Here is a 20460-nt window from a genome sequence, read left to right on the forward strand (position 1 = left end):
GGAGGTGTGCGCATGACGACAACGACAGCCACTTTGTCTCCTGTCCGCGCAGCGCTGGCGGCCGCCGTGACGGCGCTGGCGCTGGCCCTGGCCGGCTGCGGCACCTTGCCGCCTCCGGGCTCCGGCGGCGCAAGGGCCTGCGGAAGCGGCTTCGAGACCTTCGAGCGCGACACGCTGTACTTCGGCCGAGCCATTCCCTCTGGCGGCCAGGTGTCGGACGCCGAGTGGACCGCCTTTCTGGACAGCACCGTGACGCCCGCCTTTCCGCAGGGCCTGACGGTGATCGATGCGGCCGGACAGTGGCGCGGCGTGTCGGGCGAGGTGGTGCGCGAGCGCTCCAAGCTGGTCGTGCTGCTGCATGCGCGCAGCGAGAAGGACGACGCGGCCATCGCCACCATCGTCGGCACCTACCGCCAGCGCTTCGCGCAGGAAGCCGTGCTGCAGGAGCGGCAGGCGGTCTGCGTGCGGCTTTGAGCAGGCGGTCCGCCCCCGCCCGTCGCCCTAGAGCTTGATGCCGGCGGCCTTGACCGTCGGCCCCAGCACATCGACCTGCTCCTTGACGAAGCCGTTGAACGCGGCCACCGATTCCGGCTTGGCGACGATGCCCAGCTCGGTCAGCTTCTTCTGGATCTCGGGCATGACCAGCACCTCGTTGCAGGCGGTGTTGAGCCGGGCTACAACGTCCGCCGGCAATCTGGCGGGGCCCGAAAGACCGAAGAAGTTCTCGAGCACCAGCTTCGGCTGATGCAGCTCGACCATCGTCGGCACATCGGGCATCAGCGGCGAGCGCTGCGCGCCAGTCACCGCGAGCGGCACCAGCTGGCCGCTCTTGAAGAAGGGCACATACGAGGTGATGACGTCGATGCCCACCGGAATGGTGTTGGCGATCAGGTCGGTGCTCATCGGTGCGCCGCCGCGGTAGGGCACGTGCACCATGTTGAGCCCGGTGATCTTCTTCAGCAGCTCGCCGTGGATGTGGCCGATGGAGCCCGGGCCGCCCGAGCCGAAGTCCAGGTGGCCCTCCTTGCGTGCCATCGCTTCCAGGTCGGCATAGCTCTTCAGGCCCGACTGTTTGCTCGCCATGATCACCAGCGGCGCGGCGCCCAGGTAGGCGACGTGGGTGAAGCCCGTCACCGGGTCGTAGGGCTGCTTGTCGAGCGTGAAAGGGCCGAGCGCCACCGGCGTGGTGTTCGACAGCATCAGCATGTAGCCGTCGGCCGGCGACGCCGCCACCTGCGCGCCGCCGATGGTGCCGCCGGCACCGGGCTTGTTGTCTACCACCACGGGCTGCCCGAGCTTCTTCGCGAGCTGCTCGGCCATCACGCGGGCCAGCACGTCGCTGGAGCCGCCCGGCGGAAAGGTCACGATGATCTTGATCGCCCTGTCGGGCCATTGGGCGAAGGCGGGCAGGGCGGCCGAGGCGACGCCCGCGGCAAGAATCTGCAATGCGCCGCGGCGCGTGGAGTGAAGGTGTGGCATGGCGTTCTCCGCTGACGGACAAGAATGAGGCCTTTAGCAGGAATCGGGCCGCCGGCTTATGCTGGGCGGATGCTCGCCACACCAGCCGCGCAAGATGCGCACGATGCGCTCGCCGACTTCGCCACGCGCCACCGCAAGCTCTTCGTGCTCACCGGCGCGGGCTGCAGCACCGAATCGGGCATTCCCGACTACCGCGACGTCGACGGCGAATGGAAGCGCCCGTCGCCCGTCACCTACCAGGCCTTCATGGGCGAGGAATCCACGCGCAAGCGCTACTGGGCACGCAGCCTGATCGGCTGGCCGACGATGGCGGGTGCGCGGCCCGGCGCCGCACACCGCGCGCTGGCGAAGCTGGGTGACGCGGGCCGCGTCGGCCTGCTGCTCACGCAGAACGTCGACGGCCTGCACGAGGCCGCCGGCAGCCGCGGCGCCATCGACCTGCACGGGCGCATCGACACAGTGCGCTGCATGGGCTGCGAGCGGCGCACGCCGCGCTCCGAGCTGCAGATCGAACTGCGGCGGCGCAACCCGCGCTGGGCCGAGCTGGAGGCCCGTGCCGCGCCGGACGGCGACGCCGACCTCGAAGGCCGCGATTTCTCCACCTTCGACGTGCCCGCCTGTCCGCATTGCGGCGGCCTGCTCAAGCCCGACGTGGTGTTCTTCGGCGAGAGCGTGCCGAAGGAGCGCGTCACCGCCGCCTTCGCCGCGCTGGAAGAGGCCGACGCGGTGCTGGTGGCCGGTTCGTCGCTGATGGTCTATTCGGGCTTCCGCTTCGTGCAGGCGGCAGCCGCGGCGGGCAAACCGGTGGCGGCGGTGAACCTGGGGCGCACGCGGGCCGATGCGCTGCTGTCGCTGAAGGTCGAGCAACCCGTCGGCGAGGCGCTGACGGCACTTGCGCAGGAGCTTGCCTAGCTTCGGCTGGGCGTCCCGATCAGGGAACGGATGAAGGCATCCACCGCCGAGGTGTACGCGCCGGGCAGCCCCAGCTCGTCGTTGATCTGCGCGTGAGAAAGATCTTCCGGAACCACCTCCGCTCGTCCACCCGTTGCCCCGATGCGTGCCGCGAACTGCCGGGCCTGCGTGCAAGAGCCGTCGCGGCGCTGGGTGGAGCACACCAGCAGCATCGGCGGCGCGCCGGGCGCGAGCGCGTCGGTGGGCGACACGCTGCGCCAGAAGGCGGGGTCGCTGCCGAACACGCGGTCGTAGAAGGGCATGTGACGGCGCTGCATCAGCTCGGCCGTGTCGAGCGCCGCACTGTCGAGTGCCACCGTGCCGAGCCAGGGGCGGGCGCCCTGCTGGCGTGCGATGGAAGGCGATGCGCTGAGCAGCGCCACGAGGTGTGCGCCGGCCGAATGGCCCATGAGCACGATGCGGCCGGGGTCACCGCCCCAGGCCGGCGCGTTCGCCTGCGCGGTGGCGACGGCACGCGCCACGTCCTGCGCCTGCTGCATCACATCGACCTGCGGCACGAAGCGATAGCCCACCGAAACCAGGATGAAGCCCTGCTCGCGCACCCAGTGCTCGACCTTCCGGTCGACCACCGATGCGGCGGCCTTGTCGCCAAGCATCCAGGCGCCGCCGTGGACCATCACGAGCACTGGCGCGCCTTGCTGTGCCTTCGGCGGCAGGTAGACGTCCATCCGCTGCCGTGCGTCGGGGCCATAGGGGAGGTTGGCGAGCCGGCGCACGCCGGATGGCGCGGCCGGCGAACCGGACGGCTGCGCCGTTGCGGGGAAGAAGGCCATAAGGCACAGCCAGGCGGCGCAGATCTGCAGCAGACGCGTCATGACAAAGCTCCCGGTGGACCGAAAAGGGTCGAGATCTTCGCGCGCAAACCCTTGGCTTGCCGCAGGTCGCGGCCCAGGTTCGCCCATTCGTGGAATGCGATGCGCAGCGGGTTGTGGGTGAGCAGCGGCGTGGTCAGGCCATAGCGCAGCTGCACGCCGTCTCTTTCCTGCGCGAAGGTGCCGAACATCCGGTCGAACACGATCAGCACGCCGCCGTAGTTGCGGTCGAGGTATTCCAGGTTTGATGCGTGATGCACCTTGTGGTGCGTCGGCGTGTTCAGCACCCATTCGAGCGGCCCCAGGCGCGGCATCCACGGCGCGTGCAGCCAGAACTGGTAGAGCAGGTTGGCGGCCAGCGTGGCCACCGCCGCCAGCGGCGGAAACCCCAGCCACACGAGCGGCGCGAAGAACAGGGCGGTGCCGGTGAGCTTGCCCGTCCAGCCCAGGCGCAGTGCGGCGGCCAGCGTGAGTTCGTTGGGCGAGTGGTGGACCGCGTGCGTGGCCCAGAACCAGCGCACCCGGTGCGCCGCGCGGTGGTACCAGTAGTAGCAGAACTCCTGCCCCACGAAGAGCAGTGCAAAGGCCGCTGGCGTCGACAGCGAAATGGTGTCGACCCGGTTCGCATGCGCCCATGCCAGCACCGGCGCGGCAATCGACAGGCCCAGCGCGTCGACCGCGCGCCGGCCCACCGCGTCGGCCAGCGAGGCGCCGTAGGCACGCCAGTCGTAGGCCCGGCGCCGCACGAAGCTCTGTACCAGGCCTTCCAGCGTGGCCGCGGCCAGCACGAAGACAAGCAGGCCAGTCAGCCAGGCCGTGGCGCCGGGGCCCATGGATTCACGGATCGCATCGAAGGACATGGTGCTATCTCTGCCGCGTGCCGCGTTGCTGGGTCATGGCATAGGCCTCTATCTGCTGGATCGTCACGCTGCCCGCACGGGCACTGTCGATGGCGTCGAAGTTGCGGTAGACCCACGGCATCTTGCCACGGGCTTCGTCGCGGGTGAGGCGGCCGTCGACGTCGATGTCCGCGGCGCCGAAGCGCTTGTGCAGCTCGGTGCGCATCTGCGCGGCGCGGCCTGCATCGGGCGTCCGGGCGCAGGCGGCGAAGGACGCCGTTGCCAGCGCCAGCAGGAGGGCGTGACTGGTCTTCATGGTTTCTCTCCCCCGGCATCAACGGCAGGGAATGACCGCGCCGGCCGCGCTGTAGCAGGTGGCGCTGTGCGTCAGGCCGCTGCCGCTGCTGTAGCTGGTGCTGCTCTGCACGCTGTTGCCGGTGACGGCGCTCGTGGCGGTGGAGCTGCGGGTCTGGGTCAGGTTGCCCGATGCGTCGCGGCTCGCGCTGCCGCTGCTGGTCACGCTGCCGCGTGCGCCGGTCGCCGCGAAGCCGCTGCGGTGGCTGGCCGAACCGTCGGGGTTGACGGAAGTCGTGCCCGCACGCGCGGCGTAGCCTCCGTAGGGGCCGCGCACCGCCCGCATGTTCGTGGCGGTGGTGCCGCCCGCAGAGTTGGGCCGCACCACGTGCCGGCTGGCCGCGCCGGCATCGGAGGCCGCGCTGGCCGCCAGCATCGCGCCGGCCAGCATGGCGGAGGTGGACAGGGAAAGAACGCGCTTCATGTTCGGAACTCCTCGCAGTACCGGCCCCGCACCTCGCGAGGCCATGGCGGCGACTGTGGCCGCGAGATGTGAGCCAGCCATGGCGCGGGCAGGTGCGTTCATGACAATCCGTGAGCGCTTCTCCGGATCGTGTCATCGTTTGTCATGATTTCCCGCGCGACCGGGCAGCGCGGCCGCCGTTACGATCCGCCGCATGACCGAAGCGCTGGCCCGTATCCTGATTGCCGACGACGAGGCCGACCTGCGCGCGCTGCTGCAGCGCTACCTGGGCGACCAGGGCTATGCCGTGCGCACCGTCGAGAGCGCACAGCCGCTCGACAAGCTGCTCGCGCGCGAGCGTTTCGACGTGCTGGTGCTCGACGTCATGATGCCGGGCGAGGACGGCCTGGCCGTGTGCCGACGGCTGCGCGCCCAGGGCGAGACTATTCCCATCCTCATGCTCACCGCGCGCGGCGACCCGGTCGACCGCATCGTCGGCCTCGAGATGGGCGCCGACGACTACTTGCCCAAGCCTTTCAACCCGCGCGAACTTCTGGCGCGCATCCAGGCGCTGGTGCGCCGCCAGCGCATGCTGGGCGCGCACGCCGGGCCCGTGCCCGCGCAGGAAAGCGTGCGCTTCGGCATGTTCACGCTGCACCTCGGAGAGCGGCGCCTCGAACGCGAATCGGACGGCATGAAGGAAAACATTCCGCTGACCACCGGCGAATTCGCCCTGCTGCAGGCGCTGGCGCTCAACGCCAACCGGCCGCTGGGCCGCGAGCGCCTGATCGAGCTGGCCCACGGCCGTGACCATGAAGCGACCGACCGCAGCATCGACGTGCAGGTGATGCGGCTGCGCAAGCTGATCGAGGCCGACTCCGCGCAGCCGCGCCACATCCGCACTGTCTGGGGCGTGGGCTACCTGTTCGTGCCATGAGAGGCGCGCCATGAAGTTCCTTCCCCGCAGCCTGTTCGGACGCAATGCGCTGCTGATCGTCCTGCTGATCGTGCTGGGCCAGCTCGGCGGTGCGCTGCTGCTTCGCGAGATGGTGCTCAAGCCCCGCCTGGACCAGATCGCCGAAAGCGTGGCGCGCAATGTGGACGCGATCCGCTCCGGCCTGCTGGCGCTGCCACCCGCGCAGCGGCCGGCCTTCGTCGAGGGTTTCAACCGCCAGGCGCTGGCTGGCCGGGCCGATCGTGCAAGGCGGGCGAGCGAGGCGGGTGAGGGCCTGCGCCCGATGCTCACGCCGCTGGAGCGCAGCTTCGTGCGCTCGGTGTCGGCGCGCATCGCCAGCCTCGGTGTCGAGGCCGTCTGGCGCCGCGAGGAGGACGGCGGCCTCGCCCTGAGGCTCACGCTCGACGGCAGCGAGCACTGGATCGTGATGCCGGGCGTGCTGCCGGCGCGCGAGTTCACGGGGGCGCTGGTGGCGGTGTCGATAGGCAGCGCGCTGCTCGCCCTGGCGGGAGCGCTGTGGTTCCAGCGCCGGCTCAACAGGCCGCTGGTGCGCGTGGTGCAGGCCGCGCAGACGCTGGCTGGGGGCCGCGAGCCCCTGCCGCTGCCCGAAGACGGCCCGACCGAAGTGGCGACCGTGAGCCGCAGCTTCAATCAACTGGTGAGCAGCCTGCGCCAGACTGAACGCGAGCGCGCCCTGATGCTGGCCGGCATCTCCCACGACCTTCGCACACCGCTCACCAAGCTGCGCCTGGGAGTGGAAATACTGCGCGAGCGCATGGAGCCTGAACTCGTGAGCAGCATGACGCGCAGCGTGGAGGAAATGGACGCCATCGTGGGCCAGTTTCTCGACTTTGCGCGAAGCGAGGGGGACGAGAGGCCGGTAGCGACGTCGCTCGACGACATGGCACGCTCGCTGGCGGCAGCCTGCGCCGACCATGGCCGCCCGGTGGCGCTGCAGTTGGGCGGCGTGCCCGCGCTCGCGTTGCGCCCGCAAGCCATGCGGCGCGCCATCGGCAACCTGATCGAGAACGCCTGGCGGCACGGCAGGCCGCCGGTCACGCTGTCGACCAGGGTGGATGGAAAAGAGGTGATCGTCGAGGTCATCGACCGTGGCGATGGCATCGATCCCCGCGAGGTCGACGAGCTCAGGCAGGCATTCCGTCGCGGTCAGGCTGACCGCAGCGGCGTGGCCGGCGCGGGTCTCGGCCTGGCGATCGTGCAGCGCGTCGCGCAGGCACACGGCGGGTGGCTCGAACTCGAGACGCCGCCCGGTGCGGGCCTGCATGCACGGCTGCGCTTGCCGATGCAGATCGTGCCGGGCGGCACGTAGCCTTCGGACTCAGCCCTGGCGCTTCGGCACCATCCAGCTCGTCGAGTCACTCCGGCCGGGAAGGTGCAGGCTGGCCGTGGCGGCCGGCGTCTCGGCCAGCAGGCGACCCTTGCGGAAGACCTTGAGCCGCGCGGCGCGCAGGCGGATCGCTTCGACCGCATCGCGCGCCTGCAGCAGCACGAAGCTGGCGTCGCACCCGGCCTCGAGGCCGTAGTTCTCCAGGTGCATCACGCGCGCGGCGTTGGTCGTCACCGCCTCGAAGCACTGGCGGATGCCTTCCTGGCTGGTCATCTGCGCCACATGCAGGCCCATGTGCGCCACTTCGAGCATGTCGCCCGAGCCCATGCCGTACCACGGGTCCATCACGCAGTCGTGGCCGAAGGCGACGTTCACGCCGGCCGCCATGAGTTCGGGCACGCGCGTCATGCCGCGGCGCTTGGGGTAGGTGTCGTGGCGGCCCTGCAGCGTGATGTTGATGAGCGGGTTCGACACCACCGACACGCCGCTTTCGGCGATCAGCGGCAGCAGCTTGCTCACGTAGTAGTTGTCCATCGAGTGCATCGAGGTGCAGTGCGAGCCCGTCACGCGGCCCTGCAGGGCCAGGCGCCGGGTCTCGAAGGCCAGCGTCTCGATGTGGCGCGAGAGCGGGTCGTCCGACTCGTCGCAGTGCATGTCGACCAGCTTGCCCCGGTCGGCCGCGATCTCGCACAGCAGCTTCACGCTCGCCGCGCCGTCCGCCATGGTGCGTTCGAAGTGCGGAATGCCGCCGACCACGTCCACGCCCTTGTCGAGCGCGCGCTCCAGGTTTTCGACGCCGCCGGGCGAGCGCAGCACACCGTCCTGCGGAAAGGCGACCAGCTGCAGGTCGAGATACGGCGCCACCTTGCGCTTGACCTCCAGCAGCGCATCGACCGCCAGCAGGCTGGGGTCGCTGGTGTCCACATGCGAGCGCACCGCCAGCAGTCCCTTGGCCACCGCCCAGTCGCAGTACGCCAGCGCGCGCTCGATGAGCGCGTCGGCCGTCAGCAGCGGCTTCAGCTCGCCCCACAGCGCGATGCCTTCGAGCAGCGTGCCGCTCTGGTTGACGCGCGGCAGGCCGTAGCTCAGCGTGGCGTCCATGTGGAAATGCGGATCGACGAAGTGGGGCGCGAGCAGCAGGCCTTGCGCGTCGAGCTTTTCGTGCGCCGGCGCATCGAGGCCGGGCGTGACTTCGGCGATGCACCCGTCCTGCACGGCGACCGACATGCCGGTGCGGCCGTCGGGGAGGGTGGCGTTGGTGATGAGGAGGTCGAGCATCGTGGCGGCCTTTGCGTGTTCTGTTGTCGATCGGGCGCGAGGGCTTCAGCGCGTGTTCTGCGCCCGGTACCGGTATTGCCCCGGCGCCGGCCCGACCTCGATGGTCACGCGGCGCAGCTTCTCGTCGTGCCCCGAATCGGCCTTGGCTGTCACCACGATGCCGCGTGGCGTGGCGCGGCAGGTGAGGTCGGACAGCGAGATTTCCGCGTGGTCGTTGTCGAGTTCTGCAATTGCCACCGTGTGCTCGGCGCGCAGGCCGCCGTTGGCGTCGCGCGTCATCCATTGCACGTAGAGGAAGGACTGGGCGTACTGCTCGGCGTGCACCACCCGGTAGGTGCCCTGGTGGTCCTTGCCCCAGGTGCCGCACATCTGCACCCAGGTCACGGCGTCGGCCGTGCTGAAGGCCTCGTAGCCGTAGTTCATGCCCAGTGCGCGCGCGGCGTTCGTGCCGCCCAGCGCCAGCAGCGCCGCGAGCAGGGCGCCTCGAGCGACGGTGGCGGTCCTGGTGGTCATCAGCGTTCCCCCTTGCGGTACGGTTTCATCAGCGCCTGCGGGTAGCTTGCCTTGCGTGCCACCAGCACCAGCGCCAGGATCGACAGCAGGTAGGGCAGCATCAGGTAAAGCTGATACGGCAGCACGGCGTCGCCGGATTGTTGCAGCCGCAGCTGGAGTGCATCGAAGAAGGCGAACAGCAGCGCGCCCAGCAGGGCCTTGCCCGGCCGCCACGAGGCGAACACCACCAGCGCCACGCAGATCCAGCCGCGCCCGTTCACCATGTTGAAGAAGAAGGCGTTGAAGGCCGACAGCGTGAGGAAGGAGCCCGCCATGCCCATCAGCGCCGAGCCCGCGACGATGGCGCCGGTGCGCGTGGCCGCGACCGTCACGCCCTGGCTTTCCGCCGCCTGCGGGTTCTCGCCGGCCATGCGCAGCGCGAGGCCCAGCGGCGTGCGGTACAGCACCCAGCCCACCACCGGCACCAGCAGCAGCGCGAACAGGGTGAGCGCTGTCTGCGCGTTGAGGATCGGGATGGGCAGCCAGTCCATCGGCGCGAAGGGCGTGATGGTCGGCGGCGTGTTCACCTTGGGAAAGCTCACTCGGTAGCCGAAGTAGCTCAGCGCGGTCGCCAGCAGCGTGATGCCCAGCCCCGAGACGTGCTGCGAGAGCGCCAGCCCGACAGTCAGGAAGGCATGCAGCAGCCCGAACACCATGCCCGCGAGCGCGGCCACGCCGACGCCCACCCACAGCGGCGCGCCCGCATACACCGCGAGCCATCCGGTGAAGGCGCCCGCGACCATGATCCCCTCGATGCCGAGGTTGAGCACCCCCGCGCGCTCGCACAGCAGCACGCCGAGCGTGCCGAGGATGAGCGGCGTGGCGATGCGCAGCACCGCGACCCAGAAGGCGGCGTTGGAAAGAATGTCGAGGAGGTCGCTCATTTCGTCATCCTCACCCGGTACTGCGTGAGCAGCGTCGCCACCAGCACCGCGATCAGCGAGGCCGCGACGATCACGTCGGCGATGTAGGTCGGCACGCCCACCGCGCGGCTCATGGTGTCGGCGCCGACCAGCACGCCCGCCACGAACACGGCGGCGGCGATCACGCCCAGCGGATGCAGCCCCGCCAGCATCGCGATCACGATGCCGGTGTAGCCGTAGCCCGGCGACATGTCGAGCGTCACGTAGCTCGTGCGGCCCGCCACCTCTATGGCTCCCGCCAGCCCGGCAAGCGCGCCCGAGAGCAGCGCCACCATCACCACCGTGCGCGTCACCGGCACGCCCGCGAAGGCTGCGGCGCGCGCGTTCGCACCCACGGCGCGGATGTCGAAGCCCAGCACCGTGTACTTGAAGATCGCCCACACCATCACCGCGAGCGACACGGCCCACAACAGGCCGGTGTGCACCCGCGTCTGCGCGACGAGCTTGCCCAGCTCCAGGTCGGACTGCAGCGACACGCTCTGCGGCCAGCCCATGGCGCTCGGGTCTTTCATGGGCCCGTCGAGCAGCGCCGACACGCCCAGCAGCACGATGAAGTTGATCAACAGCGTGGTCACGACCTCGTCCACGCCGAGCCGGTTCTTCATGAGCGCCGGGCCCAGCAGCATCAGCGCCCCCGCGATGGCGGCGGCCAGCATCATCAAGGGAAACAGCAGCCACGGCGACAGTTCGAAGCCGGTGCCGCCATGCATGCCGCCCACGGCGACGGCGGCCAGTGCGCCGGCATAGAGTTGCCCCTCGGCGCCGATGTTGAAGAGCCGCGCCTTGAAGGCGACCGTGGCCGCCAGCCCGGTGAGGATCAGTGGAATGGCGCGCGTCAGCGTCTCGCTCCAGGCGAACACCGAGCCGAAGCCGCCCTGAAGCAGAAGCGCGTAGGTGCGGCCGACCGGCGCACCGGCCCACAGCACGAGCAGCGCGCTGATCGCCATCGTGAAGACGATCGCGCCGATAGGCGCGAGCACCAGCGCCGTGCGCGAGGTTTCATGGCGTCGTTCGAGCCGCATCATGACGAGGCTCCCTTCGCGGGAGTCGCTGCCGCGCCGGCCATGGCCAGCCCGATGGCCTCGCGCGTCCATGCAGAGGCCGGGCGCGCTTCGCCCAGCCGGCCGCCGTGCATCACGGCCACGCGGTCGCCCAGCGCGAGCACTTCGTCGAGGTCGTCGGAAATCACCAGCACCGCCGCGCCGGCATCGCGCGCGGCGATCAGCTGCTGCTGCACGTAGGCGACGGCGCCGATGTCCAGGCCCCAGGTGGGCTGGTGGGCGACGATAAGGCGCGGTGCGCGGTTCGGGTGCTTCCTGTCGGCCTTGTCCTGGCTGGAGTCCGGCTCGGGTTGTTCGGGCGCGAGCAGGGCACGTCCAAGAATCAGCTTCTGCATGTTCCCGCCCGAGAGCGAGCGAGCCGGCGCCATCAGGCCGGCACCGCGCACGTCGAAGGCCTTTTCGATGCGCCGCGCATGCAGACGTGCGGCGGCGCGCTTCACGAGCCATGACCAGCGCGAGAACACAGGGCTGCGCAGCCGCTCCGACACCGCGTTCTCCCACACCGGCAGGTCGCCGACCACGCCGACCGCATGCCGGTCTTCGGGAATGCGCGCGACGCCGCGCTGCACCAGCCGGGCAGGCGAGGGCGGCAGCGCGCGGCCCATCAGCTGCGCGGTGCCCGATGCGGCGCGGCGCGTGCCGCACAGCAGCTCGGCGAGCGCGACCTGTCCGTTGCCGGAAACACCGGCGATGGCGGTGATCTCGCCCGCGCGCAGCGTCAGCGACACCTCGCGCAGCCGGTCGCGCCCGTCGCCCTTGGCGGAGGCCGCCGTGCTCACGTGGTCGAGCACGCAGACTGCATCGCCCACCGATTGGGCGGGCCGGCGATGCGGCGGCTCGACCGCATGCCCGACCATCCACAGCGCGAGCTGCGCCTGCGTGGTGTCGGCCGTGCGTGCTTCGGCCACCAGCTTTCCGCCGCGCAGCACTGCGATGCGGTGCGACACGCGCAGCACCTCGTCGAGCTTGTGGCTGATGAAGATCACCGACAGCCCCTGCGCCACCATCTGCGCGAGCGTGGCGAACAGTGCCTCGCTCTCCTGCGGCGTGAGCACGGCGGTGGGCTCGTCGAGGATCAGGATGCGCGCGCCGCGGTACAGCGCCTTCAGGATTTCCACGCGCTGGCGCTCGCCCACCGAGAGGCTGCCCACCAGCGCGTCAGGCTGCACCGGCAGGCCGAAGCGCCTTGCCACGTCGAGCAGCCGCTCGCGTGCGGCCGAGCGGCGCGACACCGGGCGCCACAACGGCTCGGTGCCCATCAGCACGTTGTCGAGCACGCTCAGGTTGTCGGCCAGCGTGAAGTGCTGGTGCACCATGCCAACGCCCGCCGCGAGCGCCGCCTTGGGGTTGCCCGGCGGCAGCGGCGAGCCGAAGACTTCGATACCGCCCTCGTCGGCGACATAGTGGCCGAACAGGATCGACATCAGCGTCGACTTGCCCGCACCGTTCTCGCCAAGCAGCGCGAGCACTTCGCCGGCCTGCAGGTCGAGGGAAATGGCGTCGTTGGCCACCAGCGGGCCGAAGCGCTTGGTGATGCCGGTGAGCCGGAGCACAAGAGGGTTCATGGGGTGGCGGGCTCGGGGCTTCCGAGTCCGCGGCAAAAGTCTTCGATGGCCTGGGCGGCAGCGACGGGCGCGGCCTGCAGCAGGCCGTGCGGACCTTCCAGCCGGACGATGCGAAGGCCCGGCAGCGCGCGCTGGATGGTACGGGCTGCCTGGCCGGGAACTATTCGGTCCTCGATGGCCTGCAGGTACATCGCGGGCACGCGCACCTGCGAAAGCCTGTCGACGACATTCACGCGCTGCACTTCTTTCATGCGGCGCGTCATGACGGCGGTCGACACCTGCCGCAGCGAATCCTGCAGCGAGGCCGCAAGGCGCGGCGTGGCAAAGCGGCCCAGCAGCATCCGGCGCATGGGTCCGCGCATCAGGCCGGAGTGCATGAACTTCATCGACAGCTCGAGCAGCCCGCCGCGCAGCAGCGCCAGCCCCGGCTTGGGGCTGCGGGCAAAGCTGCAGCACAGGATCAACCCGCGCAGCCCCGGCGGCGGGGCGGACGCGATGGAGATCGCCAGCGGGCCGGAGAAGGATTCGCCCAGCAGCACGAAGGGTTGGCCGGCGGGGAGTTGCACGCGCACCAGCCGTTCGAGTTCGTCATAGCCCAGTGGCTCGGTGCCGGGGTAGCGCACCACGTCGATGGTGTCGCGCCGCCCCATGGCCTGGGCCAGGGGCTCGAACAGCTCGCCGGTGCCGTCCATGCCAGGAAGCAGAACAAGGCGGATGGAACCAGCGGGCGCCGCCGTCACTTCCAGGCGGCCAGGAAGGCCAGCATGACCTTGGCGGAGTTGTCCGCCGCGATGCCCATGAAGGTGCCCATTTCGTTCTCGCCGTCGCCGCCGCCCGCGAGGTCGCTGAGCGAGCGGAAGGCGATGAAAGGCACGCCGTTGCTGTAGGCGACCATGCCCACGGCCGCGGTCTCCATGTCGAGCACGTTGGCCTGGAAGGTCTTGTAGGTGTATTCGCGGTAGGCCTTGTTGTCCATGAAGGCCTGGCCCGAGACGCCGTTGCCGCCCACCACCAGCTGCGGCTTGCGCGGCAGGCACTTGCCGGCGCTGCAGTTGGCGAGGTCGACGTTGCGGATGCTGCGTGCCACCTCGAGCATCTTCGGGTCGGCCTCGAACCAGAACTTGCGCACGATCTGCGGGTTGGCCGCCGAGCGCACCTCGACCGGACGCGGGAACATCATGCCGAAGTTGGGCAGCGTGGCGTCGGTGATGAAGGGCGGTGCGCTGTACTTGCCGGGCGCGGTCTCGCGCGCCATCAGCACTTCGAGGTACTGGCCCCATTGCGCCGGCACGGTGACGTCGCCCACGTGCAGCGACGGGTTCACGCCGCCCGCGATGCCGCTGAACACGATGTTCGTCACGCGGAAGCGGTTGAGCACCAGCTGCGTGTTCATCGTCGCGTTGGTCATGCTGATGCCCGAGAGGAACAGCACGACCGGCTTGCCTTCGAGCGTGCCGGTGGTGAACTCCACCCCGTTCACGCTGTGCTTCACCGGCCCCTGCAGCCGCGTGAGCAGCAGCTTCAGCTCGGGCTCGAAGGCCGACAGCACCGCGATGCGCGGCGTGTCGTCCAGGCGCGTGCTGCTGTTGATGGCGACGGCGCCGCCCTTGTAGACACCCACGCAGCCGCTCAGGCCGAAGGCCAGCGCGCCGGCTGCGAGAAGGGAACGCCAGCGGATCGTCGTCCTCATCGGCTTCCTCACTTTGCCGTCGACTTGGGCTGCGAGTCGTCGACCTTCACAGTGAACTTGCCCGAGAGAATGTCGGCCTGCTTGGCCTTCACCTTGGCGACGATGTCGGCCGGGACCTTCTTCTCGAAGGTGCCCAGCGGCGCGAGTTCGGAGCCCTTGTGCTTCATCTGCGCGTACACGCCGTAGTCTTCGGCCGCGAACTTGCCTTCCTTCACGAGCTTGATCGCGCGGTCGGCCGCCGGCTCGAAATTCCACAGGGCCGAGGCGACCACCGTGTCGGGGTACTGGCTCTGCGTGTCGATCACGTTGCCGATGGCTAGCTTGCCTTTTTCCTTGGCCGCGTCGGAGACGCCGAAGCGCTCGGCGTACATCACGTCGGCGCCCTTGTCGATCATCGCGAAGGCTGCTTCCTTGGCCTTCGGCGGGTCGAACCAGCTGTTGATGAAGCTCACGCTGAACTCCACTTTCGGGTTCGTTTCCTTCGCGCCGGCCATGAAGGCGTTCATCAGGCGGTTGACCTCCGGAATCGGGAAGCCGCCGACCATGCCGATGCGGTTGCTCTTCGTCATGCCGCCGGCCACCATGCCGCTGAGGTATGCGGGCTCCTGGATGTAGTTGTCGAACACGCTGAAGTTGGGCGCCTGGGGCTTGAGCGAGGAGCCCATCAGGAAGGCGACCTTGGGGAAGTCCTTCGCGACCTTGCGCGCCGCCGCCTCCACGCCGAACACCTCGCCCAGGATCAGCTGGTTGCCGCCGGTGGCGTACTCGCGCATCACGCGCTCGTAGTCGGCGTTGCTGACGTTCTCGGTGGCCTTGTATTCGATTTCGCCGCGCGCCTCGGCCGCCTTCAGCGCCTTGTGGATGCGGCCCACCCATTGCTGCTCGAAGGGAACGGTGTACACCGCCGCCACCTTCAGCTTGGCCTGCGCGAGCGCGAGGCCGGGTGCGCCGGCCGCAAGTGCTGCGGCAATGGCGACGGAACGGATGATCAACTGGCGGCGTGCTGTCACGGTGCTTCTCCTCGAGGTATGGAAATCTTCTTGTCGCTGCCGGGGGGCAGCGCGGCGCCCTTCAATCGGACGCCGGGGCGTTACTTGGTGCCGAAGATACGGTCGCCTGCGTCGCCCAGACCCGGCAGGATGTAGCCGTGGCTGTTCAACTCGCGGTCGATCGCGGCGGTGTAGATCGGCACATCCGGGTGAGCCTTCTGCATCGTCGCCACGCCCTCGGGGCAGGTCAGCAGGCAGACGAACTTGATCGACTTCGGATTGAGTTCCTTCAGCCGTTCGACGGCCGCCACGGCCGAGTTGCCGGTGGCCAGCATCGGGTCGACCACGATCACGTCGCGGTTCTCCATCTCGCCGGGCATCTTGAAGTAGTACTCGACGGCCGTCAGCGTCTTCGGGTCGCGGTACAGGCCGATGTGGCCGACGCGGGCGCCGGGCACCACGGTGAGCATGCCGTCCAGGATGCCGGTGCCGGCGCGAAGAATGGATACCAGCACCAGCTTCTTGCCGTCGATGACCTTGGCCTGCATGGTCTCGAGCGGGGTTTCGACCTCGATGTCCTGCATCGGCATGTCGCGCGTGACCTCATATGCCATCAGCATGCTGATTTCGTTGAGGAGCCGACGGAAGCTGTTGGTGGACGCGTCCTTGCGGCGCATCAGCGTGAGCTTGTGCTGGACGAGGGGATGGTCGACGAGATGGACGTTGCTCATTTTTGAATTGTGTGTGGCGTTGCTGAAAGAGAACCCGAGAGTCTAAAAGACGGTGCCGTCGCTCTCGATCAGCAGAGGCGGAGCACCGTCTCGCAAGCGCTGTGCCAGCGCGCGGCCCGCGGCCCAGGTGCCGCCTTCGAGCACGCAGGCCAGCGGAAGCTCCTCCTCGGTGCGGTCGAGCACCTTGCGCACGCGCGGCGCCACCTCGTCGAGCAGCGCCACGGTGAGCGCGCGCCATTCGACGATGAATTCGTCGCCCACCTTCCAGCGGCGTGTGAGGAAGGCCGGGTCCTTGGGCACGATCACGCCGCTGTCGATCAGCAGGCCGCCGTTGCGGTACTCGGGCAGGGCGGTGAGCGCGTCGAGATGGCGCACCTTCACGCCGGCCCACTCGAAGGGTTCCAGCAGCGAATACGTGAGCCACTGCGAGAGCTTGTGGAAGGGCATCCAGCCGTTGGTGAGGCCGGGGCCGCGCACCGCGCTGTGGCGCCAGCAGTCGCCCAGCGCCAGCGCCGGGTCGCCCGAGCCGATGCCGCCGGCGTTGTCGCTGCCGTCGGCCGCGATGCTGTCGACCGAATTGGCCGCCGGCCAGATGCGCGAGAGTGTCTCCAGCAGAAGCGAAAGGATCTGGTGTGCGGTGATCTCGGCGGTAGGCGGCGCGGCGGGGCCATAGGGGCCGACGAGCGCGTCGAACAGACCGCCGGGCCGGCCGTCGTCGCCGAAGGTCTCGGGCTGCTCGCTCATGGCCTCGCCGAGCCGCCGCAGCAGCGTGGCTCGGCCGGCAAGGCCGACCAGCGGATTGACTTCGTTCACCTGGAAGGCGTCGCCGAGCCGGTCGGTGACCAGGCCGCGCAGCCCGGCCGCGTCGACCTGGCAGGGATGGTCGGGGTTGGACGAGAAAAGCCCGCTCGTGAATGCATGGAAGCTCGCCACGCCCAGCCCCTCGGAGCGCGTGAAACGCTGGCCGGTGGCCGATTCGGTGTAGTGCCAGCCGGCTCCGGCACCGGCGTCGAGCAGCACGCTCACCAGCACGAGGTCGATGTGGGCGCGGGCGCGCTGCCGAGCGTCGGCGCTGCCGAGCAGGGCGTCGAGTTGTTCGAGCCGGTCGACGCCGCCTGCCTCGAAATGGCGCCAGCGGCTGTGGTACGGGATGGTGTCCCACGGATAGCGCTCGCGCGTGACCTCGGCCACGGTGCGCGCAGCGTCTTCGAGCGCGTCGTCGCCGCCGATGCGGAACCACTGCGATTCGCCGCGCCGCGCGCGTGCAAGCAGGGCGTTTGCGCGCTGGCGGATGGCGGCGGTGGTGCGCAGCAGCGTGGCCGCGCCAGCCGGATGGGCGGTGTCGGCGGTGAATTCGATGGACGGGTCCACGTCGCCCGCGCCGCCGGGCGGCAGGCTGCCGGAGCCGTCGACCGGCAGGTTCGGGTCGTCGTTGCTGCTGTTCTTGCTCATTCGCTCAGTCCCCGGCCCTTGGCCTTCTTCAGTTCGTCGGCGTCCGGCACCGGGCCGGGCGTGAAATAGCCCGCCGCCATCTTGGCGTCCATCTCGACGCGGGCATCGGCAGGAATCAGTTCATCGGGAATGTTCACGCGTTCGCCGATCTCGATGCCCGAGCCGGTGATGGCGTCGAACTTCAGGTTGCTCATCGACACCAGCCGATGGATCTTTTTGATGCCGAGCCAGTGGAAGACGTCGGGCATCAGCTCCTGGAAGCGCATGTCCTGCACGCCGGCCACGCACTCGGTGCGCGCGAAATACTGGTCGGCCGTGTCGCCGCCCACCTGGCGCTTGCGCGCGTTGTAGACCAGGAACTTGGTCACCTCGCCGAGCGCGCGGCCTTCCTTGCGCGAATAGGCGATGAGGCCGACGCCGCCGCGCTGCGCGCCCTGGATGCACTCCTCGATGGCGTGCGTCAGGTAGGGCCGGCAGGTGCAGATGTCGGAGCCGAACACGTCCGAGCCGTTGCACTCGTCGTGGATGCGCGCGGTGAGTTCCACTTCGGGGTTCGCCAGGTCGCGCGGGTTGCCGAAGATGTAGAGCGTCTGCCCGCCGATGGGCGGCAGGAACACTTCGAGGTCGGAGCGCGTGACCAGCTCGGGGTACATGCCGCCGGTTTCCTCGAAGAGCGTGCGGCGCAGGTCGGTCTCGGAGCAGCCGAAGCGGCGCGCCACCTCGGGCAGGTACCACACGGGCTCGATGGCGGCCTTGGTCACCATCGCGGCGCCGCCCGCGGTGAGGAACTTGCCGTCGGCCTTGAGCCGGCCCTTCTGCAGCGCCTCGATCACCTCGGGCAGGATCACGTGCGCCTTGGTGATCGCGATGGTGGGGCGGATGTCGTAGCCCGCCGCCAGCTCGGTGGCGAACACGTCCGCCACCTGAGCGCCCCACGGATCGAGCGACACGATGCGCCCCGGTTCGCCCCACTGCGGATACGGGCCGATCGCGTCGGTGGGCGCGGTGTTGGTCAGGTCAGCCTTGTGCTCGCGCTTGAGCGCCCCGGCCGCCACCGCGAGCGCGCGGTAGACGCTGTAGGAACCGCTGTGGGTGCCGATCACGTTGCGGTGCGCCCGCTTGGTGGTGGTGCCGACCACCGGCCCGCGCTCGGCCGCCGTGGCAGCGCCCCAGTGAATGGGCAATGCGCCGAAGCCGCCGGCGTGCGAGGTCAGCCGGATGTGGCCGGTCGACGTCGAGGGGTGGAGTGGGGGGAGGGGCGTGGCGCCGGTGACGCCGCCGGGAGCGGAAGGGATCGTTGTGCTGTCAGCAGACATTGGTAGCCCTCAAAAAATGCAATGTACCGATCACTCGTGCGGCTTGCAAGCAACGGGCCACGCACGAGCAGGCGCGCGGATGGGGAACAATGTGCGAGGACGGATGGACCGGACCTGATGGAGGAAAGAACTATGCGTGCGCTTCCCTGTGTGTTTCTCGCCCTGGGCCTCCTGAGCCTGTCTGCCTGCGACAAGGCCAAGGAGGGTTTCTCCGAAGGCTTCGACGCCGCCTTCAGGACCAGCTTCAGGGAAAGCTTCATCAGCAGCTGCGTCAAGAGCGCGGGGGAGCGCGGGAGCAGGTCGGAGGAAGACCGCAAGAAGCTTTGCACCTGCGCTGCCGACGGCGTCATGAAGGACACCCCGCTGGCCGACCTGCAGGACGTGGAGAAGATCAGGAGCCGTAGCGGCCCGATCATCCAGCAGTGCCTGAAGCAGCTCTGAGACCCCGCAGCCGCCGGCCCCGGCACAATCCGCCGGAACTTTTTCGACAAGGCTGTAACCAGCCAGCCCGATGGAACGAAACACCGTAGGCAGCAGGAAGAACCCCGGCGACGTGGAAGCGGCGCTGCGCGGCCTGTTCCTTCGCGGCCTCGACGGCGACGCGAAGGCCTACCGCGACTTCCTGCAGCAGCTCAGCGCGCACCTGCGCGCCTTTCTGGGCAAGCGCCTCTTTGGCTGGCCCGATGAAGTGGAAGATCTCGTCCAGGAATGCCTGCTCGCCATGCACAACCAGCGCCACACCTACCAGAGCGACCAGCCGCTGACGGCCTGGGTGCACGCCATCGCGCGCTACAAGATGATCGACCTGCTGCGCGCCAAGTCGGTCCGCGAAGATTTGCATGACCCGCTGGACGACGACCTGGCTGTGTTCGCCGAATCCGCCGAAGAGGCCAGCGACGCCAGGCGCGACCTGGGTGGCCTGCTCGAGACCCTGCCCGAGCGCCAGCGCCTGCCTATCGTGCACGTCAAGATCGAGGGCCGCTCGGTGGCCGAGACCGCGAGCCTGACGGGCATGTCCGAGTCGGCCGTGAAAGTCGGCATCCACCGGGGGCTGAAAGCGCTGGCCGCCCGTTTCGGCAACGGCTGGGGAGCTGCGGCATGAAGACCGACGACCTCGTCTCCATGCTGGCCAACGGCGAGGTGGCAGTCTCGCGCCGGCGCGCCAGCTCGCGCATCTGGCTGGCGCTGCTGCTGGGGCTGCCGTTCTCGTTCGCGATCCTGTTCGCCGGCTACGGCGTGCGGCACGACATCGTGCAGGCCATGTTCTGGCCGATGTTCTGGGTCAAGGTGCTGTTTCCGCTGTGCATTGCGGCGGCCGGCTTCGTGGCCGCCGAACGGCTCGCGCGGCCGGGCGTCAAGCCCCGTCATACCTTGATGGGCGCGGTGCTGCCTGTGATCGGGGTGTGGATGCTGGCGGTGATCGCCTGGTTCACCATGCCCGCCGACGAGCGCTTGCCCGCGCTGATGGGCCAGTCCTGGCGCATCTGCGCGGGAAGCATCGGGCTGATGGCGCTGCCGGTGTTCGCCGCAGCGCTGGTGGTGCTCAAGGGCATGGCGCCCACGCGGCCCGCGCTGGCGGGTGCGGCAGCCGGCGCGCTGGCAGGTGGCGTGGGGGCCTCGGTCTATGCGCTGCACTGCATGGAGCTGGCCGCGCCGTTCCTCGCCGTCTGGTACGTGAGCGGGATCGCGGTGCCCGTGCTGGTGGGGGCGCTGCTGGGGCCGCGCCTGCTGCGCTGGTAGG

General features: G+C 69.4%; 23 protein-coding genes. 7 read left to right on the forward strand and 16 right to left on the reverse strand.

Features of this window, described 5'->3' with window-relative positions; all coding sequences use genetic code 11:
- Positions 1–12 precede the first annotated feature (12 nt).
- A complete protein-coding gene (locus tag AC1VNX_RS16470) occupies positions 13–474 on the forward strand; it encodes a DUF3574 domain-containing protein (protein WP_483157655.1) in 462 nt (153 codons plus the stop codon).
- A 27-nt stretch (positions 475–501) separates the two neighbouring features.
- On the opposite strand, the gene AC1VNX_RS16475 is transcribed toward AC1VNX_RS16470, so the two are convergent.
- A complete protein-coding gene (locus AC1VNX_RS16475) occupies positions 502–1479 on the reverse strand; it encodes a Bug family tripartite tricarboxylate transporter substrate binding protein (RefSeq protein WP_483157656.1) in 978 nt (325 codons plus the stop codon).
- A 69-nt stretch (positions 1480–1548) separates the two neighbouring features.
- Between AC1VNX_RS16475 and AC1VNX_RS16480 the strand changes: the two genes are divergently transcribed.
- Positions 1549–2391, forward strand: a complete 843-nt coding sequence (locus tag AC1VNX_RS16480; RefSeq protein ID WP_483157657.1) for an NAD-dependent protein deacetylase — start codon at positions 1549–1551, stop codon at positions 2389–2391.
- On the opposite strand, the gene AC1VNX_RS16485 is transcribed toward AC1VNX_RS16480, so the two are convergent.
- From AC1VNX_RS16485 to AC1VNX_RS16500, 4 genes are read right to left on the reverse strand one after another with little or no spacing between them, the layout of a single operon-like run.
- Positions 2388–3266, reverse strand: a complete 879-nt coding sequence (locus tag AC1VNX_RS16485; protein ID WP_483157658.1) for an alpha/beta hydrolase — start codon at positions 3264–3266, stop codon at positions 2388–2390. The genes AC1VNX_RS16480 and AC1VNX_RS16485 overlap by 4 nt on opposite strands.
- Positions 3263–4123 (reverse strand): sterol desaturase family protein, encoded by an 861-nt coding sequence (locus AC1VNX_RS16490; protein ID WP_483157659.1) that lies wholly within the window; start codon positions 4121–4123, stop codon positions 3263–3265. Before AC1VNX_RS16490 ends, AC1VNX_RS16485 begins: the two co-directional genes overlap by 4 nt.
- Before the next feature lie 4 nt (positions 4124–4127).
- Positions 4128–4418, reverse strand: a complete 291-nt coding sequence (locus AC1VNX_RS16495) for an EF-hand domain-containing protein (RefSeq protein ID WP_483157660.1) — start codon at positions 4416–4418, stop codon at positions 4128–4130.
- Positions 4419–4436: 18 nt separating this feature from the next.
- A complete protein-coding gene (locus tag AC1VNX_RS16500; protein WP_126020282.1) occupies positions 4437–4880 on the reverse strand; it encodes a hypothetical protein in 444 nt (147 codons plus the stop codon).
- Between the two features lie 193 nt (positions 4881–5073).
- On the opposite strand from AC1VNX_RS16500, the gene ompR reads away from it, so the two are divergent.
- Together ompR and AC1VNX_RS16510 are read left to right on the forward strand one after the other, a co-directional pair.
- Complete coding sequence (ompR, locus tag AC1VNX_RS16505; RefSeq protein ID WP_301511472.1) at positions 5074–5796, forward strand: osmolarity response regulator transcription factor OmpR; 723 nt, start codon at positions 5074–5076, stop codon at positions 5794–5796.
- Between the two features lie 10 nt (positions 5797–5806).
- On the forward strand, positions 5807–7144 hold the full coding sequence (locus AC1VNX_RS16510; RefSeq protein WP_483157661.1) for an ATP-binding protein: 1338 nt from the start codon (positions 5807–5809) through the stop codon (positions 7142–7144).
- 9 nt (positions 7145–7153) lie between these two features.
- Here AC1VNX_RS16510 and AC1VNX_RS16515 read toward each other — a convergent pair whose 3' ends face one another.
- The 11 genes from AC1VNX_RS16515 to AC1VNX_RS16565 all read right to left on the reverse strand — a co-directional run bounded on the left by AC1VNX_RS16515 (position 7154) and on the right by AC1VNX_RS16565 (position 18719).
- Positions 7154–8440: an amidohydrolase family protein gene (locus AC1VNX_RS16515; protein WP_483157662.1), complete on the reverse strand. Its 1287-nt coding sequence runs from the start codon at positions 8438–8440 to the stop codon at positions 7154–7156.
- 45 nt (positions 8441–8485) lie between these two features.
- Positions 8486–8953 carry a hypothetical protein gene (locus AC1VNX_RS16520; RefSeq protein WP_483157663.1) on the reverse strand — a complete coding sequence of 156 codons (468 nt, stop codon included), beginning with the start codon at positions 8951–8953 and terminating at the stop codon, positions 8486–8488.
- Entirely contained in the window at positions 8953–9876 is a 924-nt protein-coding gene (locus tag AC1VNX_RS16525; RefSeq protein ID WP_483157664.1) for an ABC transporter permease, read from the reverse strand. The genes AC1VNX_RS16520 and AC1VNX_RS16525 overlap by 1 nt, the downstream gene beginning before the upstream one ends.
- Complete coding sequence (locus AC1VNX_RS16530; protein WP_483161965.1) at positions 9873–10937, reverse strand: ABC transporter permease; 1065 nt, start codon at positions 10935–10937, stop codon at positions 9873–9875. Before AC1VNX_RS16530 ends, AC1VNX_RS16525 begins: the two co-directional genes overlap by 4 nt.
- A complete protein-coding gene (locus AC1VNX_RS16535) occupies positions 10937–12541 on the reverse strand; it encodes an ABC transporter ATP-binding protein (RefSeq protein WP_483157665.1) in 1605 nt (534 codons plus the stop codon). The genes AC1VNX_RS16530 and AC1VNX_RS16535 overlap by 1 nt, the downstream gene beginning before the upstream one ends.
- On the reverse strand, positions 12538–13233 hold the full coding sequence (locus AC1VNX_RS16540) for an alpha/beta fold hydrolase (protein ID WP_483157666.1): 696 nt from the start codon (positions 13231–13233) through the stop codon (positions 12538–12540). The genes AC1VNX_RS16535 and AC1VNX_RS16540 overlap by 4 nt, the downstream gene beginning before the upstream one ends.
- Before the next feature lie 44 nt (positions 13234–13277).
- The gene (locus AC1VNX_RS16545) at positions 13278–14231 is read right to left on the reverse strand and encodes a 5'-methylthioadenosine/S-adenosylhomocysteine nucleosidase (protein ID WP_483157667.1); all 954 of its coding nucleotides are present in this window, start codon (positions 14229–14231) and stop codon (positions 13278–13280) included.
- Positions 14232–14239: 8 nt separating this feature from the next.
- A complete protein-coding gene (locus AC1VNX_RS16550) occupies positions 14240–15241 on the reverse strand; it encodes a BMP family protein (protein WP_483157668.1) in 1002 nt (333 codons plus the stop codon).
- 80 nt (positions 15242–15321) lie between these two features.
- The gene (gene upp / locus AC1VNX_RS16555; RefSeq protein ID WP_013541661.1) at positions 15322–15951 is read right to left on the reverse strand and encodes a uracil phosphoribosyltransferase; all 630 of its coding nucleotides are present in this window, start codon (positions 15949–15951) and stop codon (positions 15322–15324) included.
- A gap of 42 nt (positions 15952–15993) precedes the next feature.
- On the reverse strand, positions 15994–17403 hold the full coding sequence (locus AC1VNX_RS16560; RefSeq protein ID WP_483157669.1) for a URC4/urg3 family protein: 1410 nt from the start codon (positions 17401–17403) through the stop codon (positions 15994–15996).
- Positions 17400–18719, reverse strand: coding sequence for a GTP cyclohydrolase II (locus AC1VNX_RS16565; protein WP_483157670.1), 1320 nt, complete (start codon positions 18717–18719; stop codon positions 17400–17402). Before AC1VNX_RS16565 ends, AC1VNX_RS16560 begins: the two co-directional genes overlap by 4 nt.
- Positions 18720–18851: 132 nt before the next feature.
- Between AC1VNX_RS16565 and AC1VNX_RS16570 the strand changes: the two genes are divergently transcribed.
- The 3 genes from AC1VNX_RS16570 to AC1VNX_RS16580 all read left to right on the forward strand — a co-directional run bounded on the left by AC1VNX_RS16570 (position 18852) and on the right by AC1VNX_RS16580 (position 20459).
- Positions 18852–19160 carry a hypothetical protein gene (locus AC1VNX_RS16570; RefSeq protein WP_483157671.1) on the forward strand — a complete coding sequence of 103 codons (309 nt, stop codon included), beginning with the start codon at positions 18852–18854 and terminating at the stop codon, positions 19158–19160.
- 70 nt (positions 19161–19230) lie between these two features.
- On the forward strand, positions 19231–19821 hold the full coding sequence (locus AC1VNX_RS16575) for a sigma-70 family RNA polymerase sigma factor (protein ID WP_483157672.1): 591 nt from the start codon (positions 19231–19233) through the stop codon (positions 19819–19821).
- Complete coding sequence (locus AC1VNX_RS16580) at positions 19818–20459, forward strand: NrsF family protein (protein WP_483157673.1); 642 nt, start codon at positions 19818–19820, stop codon at positions 20457–20459. Before AC1VNX_RS16575 ends, AC1VNX_RS16580 begins: the two co-directional genes overlap by 4 nt.
- Position 20460: the final 1 nt, after the last annotated feature.

The sequence above is a fragment of the Variovorax sp. TLI9-5A genome (assembly GCF_056867935.1).